At 45.5% G+C, this 16,643-nt stretch carries 11 protein-coding genes and 1 tRNA gene; 4 read left to right on the plus strand and 8 right to left on the minus strand.

Features of this window, described 5'->3' with window-relative positions; translation table 11 throughout:
- The first annotated feature begins 64 nt into the window (after window positions 1-64).
- Entirely contained in the window at window positions 65-1,918 is a 1,854-nt protein-coding gene (locus tag OU814_RS08920; protein ID WP_268182025.1) for an iron uptake porin, read from the plus strand.
- 213 nt (window positions 1,919-2,131) lie between these two features.
- Here the strand turns inward: OU814_RS08920 and OU814_RS08925 are convergent, their stop codons facing one another.
- The 6 genes from OU814_RS08925 to ndhL form a co-directional block, all read right to left on the minus strand.
- Window positions 2,132-3,610 carry an alpha-amylase gene (locus OU814_RS08925; RefSeq protein WP_268182027.1) on the minus strand — a complete coding sequence of 493 codons (1,479 nt, stop codon included), beginning with the start codon at window positions 3,608-3,610 and terminating at the stop codon, window positions 2,132-2,134.
- Window positions 3,611-3,795: 185 nt separating this feature from the next.
- Window positions 3,796-5,943 (minus strand): GumC family protein, encoded by a 2,148-nt coding sequence (locus tag OU814_RS08930; protein ID WP_268182029.1) that lies wholly within the window; start codon window positions 5,941-5,943, stop codon window positions 3,796-3,798.
- Between the two features lie 77 nt (window positions 5,944-6,020).
- Window positions 6,021-8,219, minus strand: coding sequence for an SLBB domain-containing protein (locus tag OU814_RS08935; RefSeq protein WP_268182031.1), 2,199 nt, complete (start codon window positions 8,217-8,219; stop codon window positions 6,021-6,023).
- A gap of 397 nt (window positions 8,220-8,616) precedes the next feature.
- Complete coding sequence (gene trpA / locus OU814_RS08940) at window positions 8,617-9,417, minus strand: tryptophan synthase subunit alpha (protein WP_268182033.1); 801 nt, start codon at window positions 9,415-9,417, stop codon at window positions 8,617-8,619.
- Window positions 9,418-9,473: 56 nt separating this feature from the next.
- Window positions 9,474-9,776 carry a DUF3007 family protein gene (locus tag OU814_RS08945; RefSeq protein WP_017289247.1) on the minus strand — a complete coding sequence of 101 codons (303 nt, stop codon included), beginning with the start codon at window positions 9,774-9,776 and terminating at the stop codon, window positions 9,474-9,476.
- A gap of 1 nt (window position 9,777) precedes the next feature.
- A complete protein-coding gene (gene ndhL, locus OU814_RS08950; protein WP_017289246.1) occupies window positions 9,778-9,990 on the minus strand; it encodes an NAD(P)H-quinone oxidoreductase subunit L in 213 nt (70 codons plus the stop codon).
- 178 nt (window positions 9,991-10,168) lie between these two features.
- Between ndhL and OU814_RS08955 the strand changes: the two genes are divergently transcribed.
- The 3 genes from OU814_RS08955 (at window position 10,169) to OU814_RS08965 (ending at window position 14,194) form a co-directional block, all read left to right on the plus strand.
- Window positions 10,169-10,251: transfer RNA gene (locus tag OU814_RS08955), tRNA-Leu, on the plus strand.
- Between the two features lie 867 nt (window positions 10,252-11,118).
- Entirely contained in the window at window positions 11,119-11,568 is a 450-nt protein-coding gene (locus OU814_RS08960) for a hypothetical protein (RefSeq protein WP_268182037.1), read from the plus strand.
- A gap of 187 nt (window positions 11,569-11,755) precedes the next feature.
- Window positions 11,756-14,194: an NACHT C-terminal helical domain 2-containing protein gene (locus OU814_RS08965; protein ID WP_268182039.1), complete on the plus strand. Its 2,439-nt coding sequence runs from the start codon at window positions 11,756-11,758 to the stop codon at window positions 14,192-14,194.
- Between the two features lie 231 nt (window positions 14,195-14,425).
- Here the strand turns inward: OU814_RS08965 and OU814_RS08970 are convergent, their stop codons facing one another.
- Together OU814_RS08970 and OU814_RS08975 are read right to left on the minus strand one after the other, a co-directional pair.
- Window positions 14,426-15,682, minus strand: coding sequence for an IS110 family transposase (locus OU814_RS08970; protein WP_268182041.1), 1,257 nt, complete (start codon window positions 15,680-15,682; stop codon window positions 14,426-14,428).
- A 419-nt stretch (window positions 15,683-16,101) separates the two neighbouring features.
- A complete protein-coding gene (locus OU814_RS08975) occupies window positions 16,102-16,611 on the minus strand; it encodes a hypothetical protein (protein WP_268182043.1) in 510 nt (169 codons plus the stop codon).
- Window positions 16,612-16,643: the final 32 nt, after the last annotated feature.

Here is a 16,643-nt window from a genome sequence, read left to right on the forward strand (position 1 = left end):
CATATCCGCGAAAGAATGTTTGATACCATACATCCTTGGTGAATTTCATTTGGTGTGAGGAAAAATGGCAAATTCTATTCGACACTGGAAGCTGTGGTTAGCAGCTCCAGTCGCGTTATGTTGGATGCAATCTGCTCAAGCGTCAGAAAAAGTCCAAGTTTCTAATTCAGCGATCAAGGCAGCGAATTTACACGCGATCGTCGATAAAGCAAAATCCGATGTAAAAGATGCAACTCCGGGTTTTGAGCGTGTTCTAAGCGTTTCCGAACTCAATGCGCCTGATACTCAAACTCCAGCTGAGATGGCTCAAGTCACCTCAGTATCTCAACTGACCGATGTTCGCCCGACCGACTGGGCATTCCAAGCCTTGCAGTCTCTCGTCGAGCGCTACGGCTGTATTGCAGGCTATCCTGACCGAACGTATCGTGGCAATCGCGCGCTAACCCGCTATGAATTTGCAGCAGGTCTAAATGCTTGTCTCGATCGCGTCAACGAACTGATCGCCGCTTCAACTGCTGATCTGGTTAAAAAAGAAGACCTTGACGCACTACAAAAGCTGCAAGAACAATTTGCCGCCGAACTTGCAACCTTACGTGGTCGCGTGGACTCTCTCGAAGCCCGCACCACTACCCTTGAGAAACAGCAATTCTCAACTACGACAAAACTGTTCGGAAACGTCTGGTTCAATATCACAGGTGCAGGTGCAAACCGCGATGTCGTCTTTGAAGGTCCTGCAGGTAGCGGAAACAATACAGAAGGACGATTCTTTGCAACGCGAACGAATGGACAGCCGACTCGGGTTGTCGCTGAAGATCCAGAAATTACAGCAAGTTTCTTAGCTTGGTTAACGTTAGTCACGTCATTTAGCGGGAAAGATCAGTTAGTTACTCAGCTAGCATCCGGTAACGGTCGATCGCCCTACAACCAATACGCTTCAGCAGGCTTTTACAATGCCAGCGGCGTTCCTTTCTTCGATCAAACGGCTGGGACAACCAATGGAGTCAGCGACATCATTATCCGGGACTTGTTCTATAGCTTCCCACTCAATGATGCAATTAAAGTGACAGTCGGCCCTCGCATCAACTGGTATCGCCACTTTGATGGCAACCGCTTCTTGTCCATCTTTGGCTCTGGAGCAAGCTTTGATACCTCGAATAGTACTCAGTCGAATACAATCGATCGCGGTTCCGGTGCAGTTGTAGAATGGCAACTGAACAGGCAACTCAAGCTTGCGGTGGGCTATCTGGGTGAGAACACTGAATTTCTTCCTTCCCAATTTGGCTTCAATACCTCTAGCTCTCCCAGATTTGGACTCTTTGGCGGCACGAATACTGCATCTGCGGAACTCACCTATTCTCCGAGTAGTAATATTAACTTGAGCCTGCAATATAACTATTCGCGAATTCAAGCCTACGGTGGACAAGTGGGAGGCGCGATCGGTGAACCAATCCCTTATGGCTATCTGGATGCAGGTCCCGGTTTCTCAGAAGGTGGAATCGGAGGCGGTCTGCGCTATGCCACCGCCAGCATGTTCGGCGTGAATTTTGACTGGTTGATTACGCCTGGAATTGGACTGTTTGGACGCTATAGCTTTGCGAATCTCACCCTGAATCCGATCGATGCCAAAGTGAGAACACAATCGTTCCAAGTTGGGGCAGCTTTCCCAGATTTGGGTAAAAAAGGCGCGCAAGCAACAGTGGCATTTGTGATGCCGATGGACATCACGAGAGGTCGCCAATTCTTCGCTTCTGGGGGTGGAGACGGCGGAACGCAGTATGAGCTAGAAGCCTCATATTTCTACCCACTTTCGGAAAAAATCGCGATCGTGCCGACGTTCTATGCGATTTTCAATCCCAACAACTTTGAAAGCAACCCAACCGTGTTTGTCGGTAATATTCGCACCCAGTTCAGCTTCTAGAAGTCTCTAATGCAATGACTAAAATCCCCTCATTTATTGAGGGGATTTTTTTAGCCTAAGCGGTTCAAAACATAGCGCTAAGAATATGATTTCTCGTTGCTATCGGATACAGTGTCGATCGCGTGCCAGACCCATACGAGTAGTCCGCTGCATGAGTGGGAAGAACTCAGACTCAGATTGCTCCCTATCTCCCCATCTGATCAAAATAAACTCCTAGTCTTGCGGAACCCAAACAGAAACCGAACCTCCATTACAGCGGAATTCGCCCCAACCATGCTCGTTTGTCGTCACAGGCTCACCGACATGTTCAGTAATATCAATGTAAGTGCGATTGGGTTGTCCCACTTCCATATGCTTACTGCCACCTTCGCCATTACTCAGCAGAACTGCTACGCCACCCGGATACTCTTCATTACCCAAGCGCGTCCAACCGACTAAATTTGGATGATCAAAGTAATCATATTGGTCGCCATAAGCAAACTCTCGCCGCGCTACTAAGAACTTGTCAATCAGCCAGCGATGGCTATCCATCCAAATCTCATACTCATTCCCATCATTGCCTCTATCTTTGTAACAGGCTCCATAGTAATCAGGATAAAAGATACAAGGATAGCCCTGTGCTCTGAGTAAAATTAACGCATATGCTAATGGCTTAAACCAAGATTCAACCGGAGACTCCAGCGACTGTAACGACTGAGAATCATGGTTATCAACTAACGTTACTGCAAGTGCGGGTTGCTGCTGTACCAAAGTATTATCAAAAATTTGGCGCATATCATAACTATCTCCTGCTTGGCTCGCTGCATGGAAGTTATAGTGCAACGGCGCATCAAACAGTGCGACTCGACCATCCGTGACATCTAAGAAGTAGTGCAACGCATCGACTTCAGCAGACCAGTACTCACCAACTGAGAATAAATCCCTTTGAGCATAATGCCGCACATGCTCAAACCATTCTTTGAAAAACCCTGCTTTCACATGCTTCACTGCATCAAAGCGAAACCCATCGACACCCGTTGTATCGATATACCATTCTCCCCAACGCTTGAGTTCTTCGCGCACCTCAGGATTGTCCATATCCAGGTCACAACCCATGAGATAGTCGAAGCTACCTTTCTCAAGGTCAACATTCGCATCAAACTGCTTGCCTTTAAGCAGGTAGATTGCATTTTGGTCTGCTTCATCTGCATTGTAATCGATCGCATCAAAGTGCCACCAATGCCATTCCATATCCGAGTACTTGCCATTACGTCCTGGAAAGGTGAAATGTGTCCAAGCTCGAATTGGCTTATACTCCCCAATCACTTCTCCTCGATTGTCTGGATTGAACGGGGTTGCTTCTACTTCTTCTTCTGCATCTGCACCCATACGATGATTGAATACCACATCAGCATAGACCTGCAATCCCGCATCATGAGCTGCTTTAATTGCTTTTAAGTATTCATCTTTGGTTCCATACTTAGTCCGAACGCTGCCCTTTTGATCAAATTCACCCAGATCATAGAGGTCATACACGCCATACCCAACCTCGTATCCTCCACCCAACCCTTTGTAAGCAGGAGGCAACCAGAGCGACGTAATGCCAGCATTTGCTAGTTCTTCAGCATTCTCGGTCAATTCATTCCAGAAATTTCCATCCGGTGAATTATACCAATGGAAATATTGCATCATCACGCCATTTGGTTCAGACATAGATTTTTTTGTTGAATTGCTTATCATGTCTGCATTCTAGGCTGCGACTCTTCTGAAAGCTATCTATCCCAAGAGAAATTTATTTCGTTAATTCGTAGAGTTGCACTCTACCTAGGGTGAGATCTTTCAATCAAAAAAAGCGCGATCGCAGTGAGCGATCGCGCTTTTCTCCCTAAATTTGAACCTTAAACGTCGGAACCTGAACTACTTTGATTTGCGACAATCCCTAACACTGAAATTCGAGCGGTCTGCAAGGTATCTAGCATCTGCCGCAGATCTTCACGATCGGTTTTTCCTAATCTGGTTACGACTAACATACCATCAGTGTGATTTGCGAGCAGACTACTATCTGCAAAGTTCAACAATGGGGGAGCATCAAAAATCACGAGATCATACATCGCTTTGAAATAGTCATTCAGGCGCTGCATTTTCTGAGAAGACAGCAATCGTGTCGGATCAAGTGGTATTTTTCCACCAACAAGCACCGAGAAATTCGTTGGCTCTACTGCTGCACGATCGACATTGCCTGCCGTTGCCAAGGCATTGATCCGCTGTACGACATCTTGAGGATTTAGATTTCTCGCAATCAGTTCTGTTAACCCTTGCTCATTTGAAACTTCTAAGCGATCTGCAATTTGAGGACTCCGCAAATCCGTGTCCACGAGCAAGACTCTTTGACCCATCGCCGCCGCCGCCTGAGCGAGATAAAGTGCAACGGTAGTCTTGCCATCTCCCGCAGTTGGAGAACTGACCACGAGCGATCGCACAGGATGATCAGTATTGAGCAAACAAAGATTCGTGTAGAGCGATCGAAACGATTCTGTAAATTGTGAGTATTGGCTGAGATCGTACCTGGGGTGATCGCTCTGCATCGTTTGTAAAATCTGCGGCATCGCACCCCGTCCCAAAGGATTTGTTTCGTGCGGAACCACGCCCAAAACTGGCAGTTTCGAGAGCTTTTTCACATCAGTCACTGTCCGCAACCGCTTGTCAAAGCGTTCCGACATTAAAGCCGCCGCAACCCCTAACAGCAAGCCTGCGATCGCGCCCAAGATCAAATTGCGTTCCCTCGATTCCTTCGGCAAATCAGGACGTTCAGGGGGTGTAATTAATTGCCAGGGAATCTCTTTCTGTGCTGCCTCAATCTGCAATTTTTCACGAGTTTCAAGCAGACGATTTAAACTCTCAGTAGCAACGGTGCGTTCTCGATCGAGATCCGTAAACACGCGTGAGAGAACAGGGACTCGTTGAACCTCCCTGTTCCAGTAGGCTTCTGCTTGAGTCAGCACCTGCTGCTGAGTTGATAGCACTGACAACTCTGTTCCCAATTTTGCAAGTTCATTCCCTAAAACTCGCTGCGCTTCTTGGCGTAGAACGGGCAATAAACTGTCTCGCTGCTGTCGGAGGACGCGGATTTCATCATTCTCAGCTTGGAATCGAGTCCCCTCAACCGCTAGCTTACTTTCCAATTCACGGATCTTATTCAGAGTGCTTTGATAAGAAGCATCACCGGCTAGTGCTGCCAGTGCTCCATCACGCTCGTTTAGGCTGTTAAATCTCCGCTGCTTCTCTGCAATCTCTTTATCTGAATTTAGACGTTGCTGCGTCAGGCTTTGAATTTGACCCGTCACTTGTCCAGCGAGCGATTCTGGAGCGACAAAATTGTTCTGTTGGCGAAATGCCTGCATCTGTCGCTGTAGACTGTCTACCCGTTTGCGCGTATCGACAATCTGTCGATCGACAAAAGTAATCCCATAGCTGAGATTACTTTCGCGCTCTTTCTGACTGTATCTCAGATAGGCTTCTGCAACTTTATCCAGAACAAACTTAATTTGATCTGGCTCAGAGCTAGTGTAAGTGACTTGAATGAGCTTAGTACCGTCAGGATTCGCGATTGTGAGATATTGCGCGAGATCGGCATAAGAAAAATTCGGATAGCGTGTTCTAACTTGCTCCAAAATCGGTTGCATCAGTTTTGGACTCTTCAGCACTTCGATTTGAGTTGCATAGTCAACCTCGCCTTTGTCAGAGCCTTGTGAATTCTGGCTCAGGGGTTCACGAGCTTGCTGCGCCTGTGAGTTAACAGGTTCAATTAAGAGTTGAAGTCCACCTTCATAGACCGGAGGTTGATTCCAAGTAATTGCCCAAGTCGCAGCAGTGGTCGCTGCTGCTATCCCAGCAATGAGCGGCACTCTACGCCGTAGGGTGTCAAAAAGCTGTCCTGACTCCTCTTCAAGTTGGGAAAGTTCTGAGATCTGCAAATACTCCGGCAGGGCAGGTACTTTACCATTTTTGGAGATGTCTAATGAGGAGAGCTTGGTTTGGTTTTCCATTGGGACACCTAAAAGAAATCGAACGTTGAAGAGCGATGCAAAATGAATGAGCCTACAGGTGAAAGGAGAGCGAGGAATTACAATCCAAACAGAAAGCGGAAAGGTAAGACTTGGAATACGGGTCTGAGAATGTTTTCGAGCGTATCTCCTGCTTTAGCTGCTCCACTACGATCGACAACGAGCACATCGCCATTCTGTAACAGCGGATTGCCTTGCTCATCAATGCCGCGCGATAGATCGATCGAGACGTCACGACGTGTGACGCTGCCATTCGCATTCAAGCGCACTAACTCAACTCGACGGCGATTCGCTTGACGCGTAAATCCACCTGCGGTCAGCAAAGCTTGGTTGAGCGGCGTATTCATAGGTACTTCAATTTGCCCGGGTCGGGTGACTTCACCGACAACCGTAACCTTGACTAAGCCTGCAAAGCTCGCATCTCCGAGTTCTCTTGCCTGTTCAGGATTGATTGCGAGTGCAGTTGGAATGGTGATGGTATCGCCTTGCTGAAGAACGAGATCTTGATTTAAATCGCCGGACTTGAGCAATTGCCACAGGTCAACACTGATTGACTGGGGGGTGCCAGTGCGCGTAGTCCGACTGACTTTGACTTCTTTGAGGTTGGCTAACTGCTTGATGCCTCCCGCTTCTCGAATCGCGGCTGAGAGAGTCGGAGTTTTATCTTTTAGAGTGTAAGGTCCCGGACGCAACACTTCACCTACGATCGCAATACTGACAGGCTGAGTCGAACTGACGCTAAAGTTCGCATCTGCCATCTGAGTTGCTTCTGCTAAATTCACAGTATTGGAGGCGGGAATAAACACTGAATCGCCGTCTCGAAGGGTGAGATCTTGACGAATGTTGCCTGTGGTGAAGAGTTCCCACATATCCAAGCGAATTTGCTGGTCGGGACCGGATCGCTGAGGACGACGCACAATCACCTGCCGGGCATTTGCAGATCGATTCATCCCACCCGCTTCTCGAATCAATTTTGTGACCGTGGGAAACTTACCGTCGGTGGCGGTCAAAGAGTAGGTTCCAGGTTTGCTGACTTCACCTGCGATCGCGAGATTTAATGGGCGCGATGCCATTAGGCTGAGATCGACGACCGGACTTTTGAGCAAACGCGCATATCGAGCCGCGATCGCGCTTTGTGCTTGCCGCAGGGTTAAGCCGCTGACCGAAAGGCTGCCCGCGCGATGCAGCGTGAGTGTTCCATTCACGAGAACCGTATATTCTTTGCTGTACTCCGGGACATTAAAGATTTCAACGCGCACTCGATCGCCTGCACCCAACGTGTAGGAATCGGCATCGGCGGCATCGGCTGATGCAGTGTTCTGAACGGTTTCAAATGTGAAAGATGGAGAGGTTGTGGGAGGTAGAGGGCTGCTTTGAGCAAGTGCGGGAGGCAAGGGACTGCTTTGAGCAATCGGTGCGATTTCAGCACTGGCAAGTTTCGGCAGCGGGGTTGCAGTTTTGGCAATGAGAGCCTCTGACTCGATAGGATTAGTACGCTGCAACTGACGATGGATATAAGTTGCAGCATCAGCACGGCTCACAATATCGCGAGGGCGGCGCAGAGTCGCTAGAGACTTGGAGCGGTTCGAGGCTTGATTGACGACTGCCCTAAACTGCGCATCCGTAATCTTCTCATTTGGACGGAATGTGCCATCACTGTATCCCTTCATGATTCCTTGCTGCATCAGGGCTGTAATGTGGGCTTGGGCACGGTGTCCTTGAATGTCTTTTGCAACCTTATTATTTTGAGTATTTTGAGTATTGTTTGCCGCTGTAACTTTCTGAGGAGTAGGTTCTTCGTCTACACCGGAAGCCGCAGCGATTCGCGGTGGTGGGGGAGGCGCTGTGTTCGCGAGATTTAAGGTGGCATCGACGAGTGCATCGATCGGCAGTTGATTAACATCGACAACGCGCAGCCGATTCGGGGTGACACTCACTTGAGGAGGTTGCCGCAGAGTCGGAGTAGCAAAGTTCAGTTGAGGTGCCTCTTTCAGAGAGCTTTTGGGTGAGGACGAGGTGGCAGGATTCGGAACGAGGGGCGGGGTTTCAGCAGAAAACAAACTTTCTGGTTGCGAAAGTGCCATAGCACTGCTGGGTAGTGAAGCAGGCACAGCAGTAGGATTGCGCTTTGACTTGGCATTATTAGGAGTAGCGCTCGGTGTTTTTGCATCAGAACGCGTCAATTCTTGGGCAACAACTGCTGCGAAAGCCCCTAAAGCAAGGAGCGAAATACGAGTAGGGGTTAATTTCAACTTCATAAGCTCACGGGGTTGAACTTTGCTACACCAACATTGAGGAAATTGAGAGGGAGCCTTCAAAACGATCGCGACCTCTACAGATGCACACGACTACTGATACAGTGATTCTTCGGATAGATCAGGATAAATTTCTACTTGTTATAAAAACCACATAAATAGTTTTCCTGATGCTCCGTGTCTGTACGAGATTGATTTGGGTATATACCCGGTAAATTTGAGGAATAGAGCAGGAAAACCTGGATGATTCGGGAGCCAAAATTACTCAGTTTCAATCAGGGTAAGACAAATCAGCAGGTTCCGCCCGTGAATAAAAACACGGAGATTTCCGTAGAATCCTCCGTGTTTTTATTTATTGATGAACTTGAAATGCGTGAGCACAGCCAGGGGTTGGGGTTGCTCAATCAGGTGTAACTGCTGCCCGTAGCGATCGACAAAATTCCTCAATAGATTTCAATCCTTCTGCAGACGTTCCTTCCGAAAGTCTTTTCACAAAGGCACTGCCGACGATCGCAGCATCTGATCCCCAGTTCATCACCTGTTTGGCTTGTTCGGGCTGAGAAATTCCGAATCCGACTCCGATCGGTTTATCGGTGACTTGCCGCATTTCGGCAATCAGATCTTTGACGCGCGATTCCATTTGTGTTCGCATTCCGGTGACACCTGTGGTACTCACCAGATAAATGAATCCTTGAGACTGCGCGGCGATCGCCATAATCCGTTCTTTTGGACTCGTCGGTGCAACCAGCAACGTCAATTCAATGCCGTATTCTTTTGCAGGTTTCAAGAGCGTTTCAGCTTCTTCTAAGGGCAAATCGGGAACGACAAGACCTTTTGCTCCAACTTCTGCAATGTCTTTTAAAAATTTCTCAATTCCCCGGTTCAGAATCGGGTTGTAATACGTAAACAGAATAATCGGCGCACGCAGGTTCGGAGCCGATTGTTTGACCAGTTGTAGGACATCTTCTAGACGGGTTCCTTGGGCAAGCGATCGCGTTGCGGCAGCCTGAATCACCGGACCATCTGCCAAGGGATCGGAATAGGGTACGCCCAATTCAATTAAATCGGCTCCGCTGCGATCGAGAATTTCCAGCGCTTTGGCAGTGGTTTCTAAATCCGGATCTCCGGCAGTTAAAAAGGGAATCAACGCACACTGAGCTTGATTCCGAAGCCGCTCAAAGCATTCCGACACTGAAGACATCTCAACCCTCTAGATTTGACAACTTCAGTAGCGTACTGCAAATCTGGGTCGGAATTTCAAGACTTTTCTTGTTCGATTTCGGCTTGAAGTTTTTCTAATTCTTCAGGCGTTAATTCTTCGAGCCGTTTTTGCAGGACGGCTTCTTCATAGTCGCGCAGTTGCTGGTTATAGGTCATATTTTTCGACAGGACGCGGGTGAGATAGCTGATCAGCCATCCGATTAAGCCGCCGACGAGTAAAACCTGACTCCAAATTCCGGCGCTAAATTGATCCAGACCTACGCCCTGAAAAATCAGGTACGCAAGTCCGCCCGCAAGAAATACGCCAAATGTTATCCCGATCGCATCAATCCGCCGCATTCTACGCCTCGATTTGTCGCGCTTTCGGTCTGAAATTCAAAAATGGAGCAAGAACCAGCATTCCTGGGAAGAAAAAGAAGACTAAGAAATACATGAAGCCCCGCTCGATCGAGCTGGCAACGTACCATCTCGATTTGAGGTAGAAAAAGATCACTAAGGGCACAACGAGTAGATAAGCGCCACCGAGAGCGAGGTATAGAAGTGCTACGTCCATCTATTTCAACCGAATACTAACGTTTCTATCCTACCGCTTTTCTTCGATCGCGCCTCGTGATCCCAATAGTGAAATGTAAAGCGCGATCGTTTTACAAATTTCTATGCTAATTGTGCAATTCTAGTGATATCCTTGGAAAGCTTCCGATTTCGAGTTTGAAATTCAGGACGCAACTCTTGGGGGCGTGGCGGAATGGTAGACGCTACGGACTTAAAATCCGTTGACCGCAAGGTCGTAAGGGTTCAAGTCCCTTCGCCCCCATTTTTTCATGCTTGCAAATAGATATAGTGAAAACCCCTAAAAGTTCTATCCCGTAAAGACTTTTAGGGGTTTCTTCTATTTTCCCTATGGTTACTGACATAGCCAGAGAGGTAGAAAAAATCAAGTTTGAATCACATAACTATCACATAACTAGAAATCAGTCCTATCCTACGAATTGAGAGAGATGAGTAAGGCAAACCTTCTATTTCTAGAAAATGTGAATAGTTACCCTATTGCCTAGAACGTCTGATCCTTCCCTAATAAACTCTCATTAAACAGAAACAGGCTAAGAGAGTAAGGCAATACTCCCTCAGCCCTAACCCTGTCACTAACCAGAGCGAGTTTTGAGTATTGGGCGCTGAGCCTGTACCTCTTGGGAAAGTTAAACCGACTCTTAGGCAACCCATGACAGGTTCTCTTCTGGAAGAAATACTGAAGTTTTCAGTCTAATTATCCTGTCGAGAGGTAATATGCTGAGTCCGTGTCGGGCTAAGTAGCTCAATCCGAACTTAGGCAGAATTTTTCTGCCTAAGTTCCTTAAATTGGAATCTTAGACCGAAATTTTCAGTCTACATAATTGTTAGCTTGCTGAGTTACCAGCTTGCTCAGCATCATGAGTTTTATCTTGGGCATCCAATATTAAGCAACTGTTAACATATCTGTAGAGTAGGCTTCAGGATCTTAATTTAGGATGAGGTTCAGAAAAACGTTGGAGAAGAAGTGCACAGCTTCCTCACCACCGAAGCAAAATGCAAACAGCGAACAGAAGGTAAATTATCCGGATATAGTGACGGCAGGATAGAAATTGAAATAAAATAGTATTATCTCTAGTACTTGACAAAGTATCTTTGTTCTAAAGGCGATTTCATGGAACCGATCACTTGGACTGCTGCTACTATTACTGCTCTCATCATCGTAGGAGCTATTAATAAAGTTGGGGAATCCTTAGTAGAAGGTGCTTTTACTGGTTCTTCCCAACTAACTCAGTATGTCTACAAGAAGTTTGAGGAACGAGGAAAGCAATCTCTACTAGCTTCGCCTGAAAAACATCAAGAAGCAATCAATGCTGAATTAGTCGAGCAAATGCAAGAAGACTCAGAGCATCAAAAGCACTTAGAGCAGTTATTGAAGGCAACAGGAATTACTCGGCAAATCGTCCTAAGTAACCTTGAGGTAGGAGGAAGTCTCAAAGCAGGAAACATCAACCTTAGAGATTTTGGTAGCCGTCTACTAGAGCAAGTTGTAATAAGCAATGCAAAGATTACAAAAGATATTGAAGTTGGAGATGTCAGCTTAGAGTCAAAAAAAACTAAATAATAATGATCCTACATTAACCTTAGAGAATTCATCGAAGATATTATCAGATACAACAATTGGTCATGACTTAGTTATTTATGGAAACATTATTAATGTTACTAACTTATCTGGAGTTTCACAGCCAGAAAATTTAGTTGAAGAACATAAAGAGAATCAAGATAAAAAAGATTTCCCTGATATTGAACAGTTGGTTCAGCAGGTAAGAGAGTTTGCCTATGCTGACATTAAAAAGCGAGTGGGTACGATGAGAATGTTACGGGTCAACCAACCGATTCCTGTAACAGATATCTATGTTGATCTCAATATTTTCAAGAGAGTTAGTAGTGATTTTTCATTTTCAAATTGGCATGGAGAATCAGAAGATAATAAGCATAATGGGTATAGCTTCGATCGCTTAGGAGTAGAACAAGCTAAAAGGGAGAGAATTCCTGCCCAACAGGCAATACGTGAGTGCCGAAGACTAACTTTACTGGGTAAGCCAGGAGCAGGAAAAACGACCCTACTTAAGATGTTGGCTAATGCTTGTATTGAGGATAAGTTAGTATTAAATGAACCAAAGCACATTCCTGTATTCATTACTCTACAAGAAATAGCAAAAGAGGAAAGAAGTTTATGGGATGAAATTCAAAGCCAGTTCAGAGGCTGGGGTATTGCTGAAGCTGCCGAGCCAATCTTAAAGGAAGGTAGAGCTATAGTTTTACTGGATGGCTTGGATGAAGTGCCTATCTCGCAAAATAACTATATGACTCGACAGATACTACGATTCTGTCAGGAATACAGCAATAATCGTTTCGTTGTTACTTGCCGAACTCAAAGCTTAAGATCATCATTTGAAGACTTTACCGAAGCAGAGATTGCAGATTTTACACCAGAACAAGTCAGTCAATATGTGTTTAACTGGTCAAGTGTAGTTGTCGGGCATGCTGAAGCAACAAAAGTTTTAGACAGTGTTCTTCAAGACTCCTCCTGGGAAACAGTTTCAGAATTCAATCTAGAGCAAATCGCTCAAGCCAGTAAAAACTTATTTTCAAAGGTAACAAGTGATTCTGAAGCCGATAAAATCTCAAAAGAATTAGTTCAAAGATTATCTGAATACTCAGAGCTTTCCTTGGATTTAGAGTTAGTGAATGCAATCATTCAGCTTTGGCTTTTTGAATTAGTCAAAGGTAATATAGCAGCAAGATTTACAAATTCATTTATTTCACAACTTTCCCAAAATAAAGCTCTTGCTGAAATAGCTATAACACCGATCCTATTAAATCTAACCTGCTCTGTGTTTTTGGATGAGCAAGGCAGGCTTCCAAATAAAAGAGTAGACCTTTATCAGAAAGGAATTCGAGATTTATTAATAAAGTGGGATCAATTTAAGGGAATTCAACAACGCGATGGTTTTCGTTCAATATCTCTGGATGAGAAAGAGAATTTGCTAGCTTGGTTGGCATATACGTTATTTCAAGATAATGATTATTTTCCAGAACAGCGTAAGTTGATAAATTTGATCGCTAATCATTTTCAGATTCAACGCTTAGAAGCTGAACAAATTCTACGATCTCTAGAAGCACAGCATGGCTTAATCATTGAAAGATCCGAAGGATATTTTTCATTTTCTCACCTTACTTTTCAAGAATATTTTGCAGCCCTGTATATCGTTGACAATAAATCTTTGGGAATACTTCAAGCTTTGGCATCAAATATTGGATATTCTAATTGGAGAGAAGTCTTTTTAATCACCTTAGAAATGTTGTCTGATATAGATAGAGGTAATTTACTGTATCAAATGAAACAGCAAATCGATTTTCTTGTGGAACAAGATGGCAAACTAAAACAATTTCTCATTTGGGTAAATACAAAATCTCAGTCAGTTAAAGCAACATACAAGCCAGCTTCAGTCAGAATTTTCTATGCTGCTCATGCTCTTGCTTTATTTCCTGGAATTGCAAATGAATCTTCTCGACACCTTGCTCAAACCACTGAACTTGACTTTGTGCTTGTTGGAGATCCTGAATCGACATTAAAGTTTGGTCGTGCTCTAGCTAATTATCCGGACTTAAGATGTGATATTGCTCTTGATCTTTCCTTAGGTATTGCTGTTATTCGCGCTATTTACATTCTTCAAAAGCGTGAATCAATTGATCGGCAATATTATCAGGATCTCTTTCAGCAAACCGGAAATCCCATTCATAAAGCGTTGTCTTCTATAATTCCTGATATATTTTTATCTAACTACGATCTCCATTATGCTCTCCAACTTGCTTGTGCGCTCACTAATGACCTTAACTTATCCTCTGAGTTGAAGCTTAATCTGGAGAAGCTAAAGGAGAAATTATCACCTATAACTACTAATCATGCTTTTGGTGGAGAGCGTGAAGAAAGTCTTAAGCAGTTAGAAGAATGGTGGCAATGTCATGGAACAAAATGGCTTGAGCAACTTCGGGCAGTAATGGTTGAATATCGCAACATTGGTCATGATTGGCAATTTACTGAGGATCAGGAAGAACAGCTAAAACGATATTTCGATGCAAATAATCTCTTGATAAGCTGTTTAGGTAAAGGTTATGGCGTATATAAAAATTTAGGAGAGAAAATCAAGGAAACACTGTTGCTGCCGACTGCCGAGGAAGATTAAAGTATAAATGCCAGAACCAATATCTAGTGATGCGACGCAAACTAACATATTCCCTGAGCTTCTCTAAGTCAAGTAAGAATGTGAAAAAGTGCTTCTACCATCATTGTTAGATTCATTCTAGACATCACAATTCTATCGATTCTCAATCTGATAACTTCAGTCAGTTTAGAATCGAAAATCTAAATTACATTGAGTTTCATTCCTACATTCACACCATGACAAATGTCGCGTTCATGCTTGTGAAAGAATTTGCTGTGCTAAGGGTGACCCTTTTTGGTGCAATGCCAGGAGGTACTTGGCTTCATCATACGGAACTCGGTCTTGCCAGCAACGAAATAGAATCCGAATCCACTTAAACGCCAGTGCTCGAATTGCAGCTTGATGCGTCTTTCCAGCTTGTTTCTGAGCTTGATAAAATGCCTTTGCCCAGAGGGACGCTTTGCGCGATTCATTCGCCCACTCAATGAAGGTTTGGCGTAAGAATCTCGGCGCTCCCCAACGCCAATGTATCCAACACTTTTTCCCACTGCGTTCGGTTACCGGAGCAATGCCTGCATACTGCAACAAGTCTTGGGCAGTTTGATAACGAGTGCGATCTTCTCCAAACGCCAGCAGCAATCGTGGCGCGAGGTTGGTTCCAGTATGAGGGAGCGCCGCAAAGATCGCAGCATCAGGCAGTTGATTGAATTCGCGATCTATTTGGGCTTCAAACTGACGCACCGATGTGAGCAAGCTACGAAGTTGGCTGACCAAGGCTTGCACCATGAGTTGAGACGATTCGACGATCGCCGAATCTTGCGTGAGTGGAATACCGTTGCGTAAACACTCAATTCGACGAGCATTGCAGTCTTTGTAGCGAGAATGATGCTCACAGAAAAACTGCTGCAACTGTTCATCGCTGACTTGCTGCACCGCACTCAAAGTTGACCATTGTGTGAGAAAGTCACAGAACACCAGAGTATCGCGATGCTCGAAACAGTCAATCGCTTGAGGAAAGTATCCTTTGAGCACATCAACGAGACGATTGGTCGTGCGTCCAATATCTTCAATCAGCGTGCGTCGCCATTCGACGAGTGCTTGCAGCTTTCTGAGCATTGGACTGGCAGGTTGCCAAACCGTCAGTTTATCCCGGTGTTTCCGAAGAAGTTCAACCTGCAGTGCTGCATCGGTCGGATCATCTTTCGCCCGACTCGGAGTAAAGGCTTGACGATACTTAGAGACAGTTTGAGGATTGACGGGATAGAGGACAAGGAACTCGTACTTACACAACGCATAGATCAATGGTCCTCGTTTCTGTTCCAGGCAAACAGCAATCGGTTGTCCTCCATAGCGCACCCGCAGTTGCATTGCCCAGGCTTCAATCGCTTCCGGTCGAGCGCCAATCACACCATGCTCCTGAGTTTGAGTCGCACAATCATACAGACAGATGTCGTGCTTTTGGTCTGCCCAATCTAGACCAATCAAAGCTGCATAGGGAATATCAGTCATCTGAGTCCACCTCCGAAGGAATGTGTCATCATGAACTTGGTTTCAATCCCAGTCTTCAGGCGAAAGTATTATGGCAGACATAAAAATCTGTCCCTGAGGATTCGTTCATTGAGGACTAGGAAGCGAGGTCAGTGCGACAATATGTTAGAAGTCATCTGGCTGTCGCCCGTTGCATAGTCGTCACTGACCTTTCCTATTCTCAGGGCAATTCTGATCTCTTCGGTACTGCCCTTGTCTACCCATAAACCGGTTGGAGCGGACTGCCGAGAGATCTTGGTTTGGATAGAGAGGTTATTTGCAGCCGCTCAACCGGAACGTTGGGCTGCTTGTATTTTGGGTTGTGGCGGTAGCTTGAAAGTTATCTATTGAATGCAAGATCGGGTATTTCAAGGTTCTATAGTTGGTATTTAAGCTGGCGTTTATAAATTTTTCAAATCTCTTCTACCCCAAGGTTTAAGTACAGAAATAGCAATAATGCTTAAGAGGCAGATCGTTTGAATTGCTCCACCAAATGCGGCAGCTTTGAAATCAAACATGAATAATGGATTCGTCAACGCATTGAGACGTTCAGATTCGGCGATCGCGGTTGCCGCATTTGTCCAAGGACCCAGCCAAAATGTCCCAAAGGCGATTAATGTCACTGTTGCGACCCATTTCGTAATCACCCAGTAAAACTTCACAAAGCCCCAAATTGTCAGCCAAGACAATAGTCCACCTGTTAGTAGAGACAGGATTGCCGAGGGAATAATGACAAAATCATCCAATAACTTGAGAGTCGCGTTGATGGCATATAGCTCGCCGCCATTGGTGGAAGTAAGGTGATTGAAAGCAACTGTCACCATACAGATCGCAGTGCCAAACCACGCGCCCCCAAAAATAACATGGGCAGATACCAGCCAGTTTTTTTGTTTACCTGTCAATTGAGGCATATCGTTCCTTCCTTGTTTATTCTCGGCGGCTC

The organism is Leptolyngbya sp. GGD (assembly GCF_026735145.1).
GTDB lineage: Bacteria > Cyanobacteriota > Cyanobacteriia > Leptolyngbyales > Leptolyngbyaceae > Leptolyngbya > Leptolyngbya boryana.